The 2,602-nt window shown below is 72.6% G+C and carries 3 protein-coding genes; 2 read left to right on the top strand and 1 reads right to left on the bottom strand.

Translation table 11 applies throughout. The annotated features are described in order from the left end of the window. Both GT354_RS08465 and GT354_RS08460 read left to right on the top strand, forming a co-directional pair. On the top strand, nt 1–614 hold a 614-nt coding region (locus GT354_RS08465; protein WP_161355644.1), incomplete at its 5' end, for a hypothetical protein. Between the two features lie 194 nt (nt 615–808). Continuing rightward, nucleotides 809–1,957 carry a cystathionine gamma-synthase gene (locus GT354_RS08460; RefSeq protein WP_161355643.1) on the top strand — a complete coding sequence of 383 codons (1,149 nt, stop codon included), beginning with the start codon at nt 809–811 and terminating at the stop codon, nt 1,955–1,957. Nucleotides 1,958–2,215: 258 nt separating this feature from the next. Here the strand turns inward: GT354_RS08460 and GT354_RS08455 are convergent. Next, the coding region (locus GT354_RS08455; RefSeq protein WP_161355642.1) for a hypothetical protein at nt 2,216–2,602 on the bottom strand (387 nt) is incomplete at its 5' end.

The following is a 2,602-nucleotide window of genomic DNA, read 5'->3' as shown; positions in this document are numbered from 1 at the left end:
CGCGCCCGCCCACGACCGCCCCACCACGCACCCGTGAACAAGCTCAGGCCCTGGCCACCTCCCTGGCCCTCACGCCCGAGGACTGGGGCACGGGCTTCACCAGGCAGGCGACCTACGAGTGGGCCGGCGAGACTTGGAGCGACTACGCCGCGGACTGCTCACAGCAGACCGTCGCGCTCCCCGCGAGTCTCACCGGCCAGTGGTCGCGCGCGGTGCAACTGGCCGACCCCGCAGGGCCGTTGATGCTCACGAGCGGCTCCACGAACGCGTTCGTGTATCGGGACGCGCGGGCCGCGCGCGACGCGCTCCAGAACAACCGCCAGGTCGACGACCGCTGTGCGAAGCGCACCTACACCGACGGCACGAAGATCACCTTCCTGCCCGGCGCCCCGCAACCGGCCTACCCGGACGCGGACGAGGTACAGGCCGAGGAAGGCGAGATCGTCCAACCCGACGGCGGCGGCCCCTACCCGTACCTCGTCCTGACCGTCCGCAAGGACGACATCGTCCTGTCCGCCTACCTCAAGGCCCCCACCAGGGACCGCCTGGCGGACATCCGCACCCGCTGCACCCAGGCCGTGCGCCTCATGCTCGACCGCCTCGAACGCTCCTGACCCGTCCGTCGGATCGGCCCCGACCGCAGGCCGGACCGACCTTCCGGCGCGCACCCGTAGCCGGAAACGCCGCCCGCGGCCCGACCCGCAGGGCGACCCGGCGCAGTCGCCCCGACCCTCGCCCCGACCCTCGCGACGCCCCGGAAGCCGCCGAAGCGCGCAGTGACCCCGCCGGTACGGCTAACGTTCCCGTCATGACCCAATCGCACGGCTTTGAGACCCTGGCGATCCATGCCGGGCAGGAACCCGACCCGTTGACCGGGGCCGTGGTTCCGCCGATCTACCAGGTGTCCACGTACAAGCAGGACGGCGTCGGCGGACTGCGCGGCGGCTACGAGTACAGCCGCTCGGGCAACCCGACGCGCACCGCGCTCGAGGAATGCATCGCGGCCCTGGAGGACGGCACCAAGGCGCTCACGTTCGCGTCCGGACTGGCCGCCGAGGACTGCCTCCTGCGCGCGCTGTGCGCGCCCGGCGACCACGCCGTCATCCCCGACGACGCCTACGGCGGCACGTATCGGCTGTTTGCGAAGGTCGCCGCACGCTGGGGCATGGCGTACACCCCGGCGCACGCCGGCGACCTCGACGCCGTACGGGCCGCGATCCGGCCCGGCGTCACCAAGATCGTGTGGTGCGAGACGCCCAGCAATCCGCTGCTCGGCGTGGCCGACATCGCCGCGCTCGCGGCCGTCGCGCACGACGCCGGGGCGCTGCTCGTCGTCGACAACACGTTCGCCTCGCCGTACCTCCAGCAGCCGTTGGGCCTCGGCGCCGACATCGTCGTGCACTCCACGACGAAGTACATGGGCGGCCACTCCGACGTCATCGGCGGCGCACTGGTGGTCAAGGACGCGGGCCTGGCCGGCGAGTTGACGTTCCATCAGAACGCGATGGGCGCCGTTCCCGCGCCGTTCGACGCGTGGCTGACGTTGCGCGGTCTCAAGACCCTGGGCGTACGGATGGACCGGCACTGCGCGAACGCCGAGCGGGTGGTGGACCTGCTCGGTCGCCACCCGAACGTCACCGAAGTGCTCTACCCGGGTCTGCCCGGCCACGCCGGGCACGACGTCGCGGTCAAGCAGATGAAGGCGTTCGGCGGCATGGTGTCGTTCCGGGTGCGCGGCGGCGAGGAGGCCGCGGTGGGGGTGTGCAACCGCACCGAACTGTTCATCCTCGGTGAGTCGCTCGGCGGCGTCGAGTCGCTGATCGAGCACCCGGGCCGGATGACCCACGCGTCCGCCGCCGGATCGCCGCTGGAGGTACCGGGCGACCTGGTGCGCCTGTCGGTCGGCATCGAGTCCGCCGACGACCTGCTCGCAGACCTCGAACGCGCCTTGGGCTGAGGCGGTCGAGGGCCCGCAGCCGCACGAAAGTTTCCCGCGGGCGCACGAACGATCTCGGCGGCGTCGAGTCGCAGTCGAGCCGGGACCGGAACCGGAGTCGACCCGGACTCGGAGCCGGAGTCGAGCCGGAGCCGGATCCGGAGTCGACCCGGACTCGGATCCGGAGTCGAGCCGGACTCGGAGCCGGAGTGGAAGCACCCCGACACGGCGCGACGCCACCTCCACTCCGAGGTCGTTCGTGCGTGCCCGCCCCGACCGTCATCCCGCGTCCGTGCACGCCGCGCAGGCGGTCACGATGTCGTCGTTCGCGTCGAAGACCGTGATCGAGACCGGGCCTTCGGCACTGAAGGCCCACAGGTAGGCCACGCCCGGGAGGCCCGCCGGGCGGTCCAGGCGCATCGGCCGCAGGCCGGCCGCGTCGGTCAACTCCGCGCGGATCGCCGGCGGGGTCGGCGACGATTGACCGATCAGGACCGCGACCACCAGGCGCTGCCCGGTCGGCGCGAACCGACCCGGGTCCAGGGCTGTGGCGTCCAGCCGGCCCGGCGTAGGCAGGAAGTGGCAAACCGCCACGATCGTCGAGCCGTAGCCGACCTCCGCCGCCGAGCCCAGGCACCACGCCGAGCCGCGGTCGGGTCCCGCGTC

It is taken from the genome of Streptomyces sp. SID3343 (assembly GCF_009865215.1).
Lineage (GTDB): Bacteria > Actinomycetota > Actinomycetes > Streptomycetales > Streptomycetaceae > Embleya.
The sequence above is the reverse complement of the archived record's forward strand: the minus strand, read 5'-3'. Positions and strand labels throughout refer to the sequence as shown.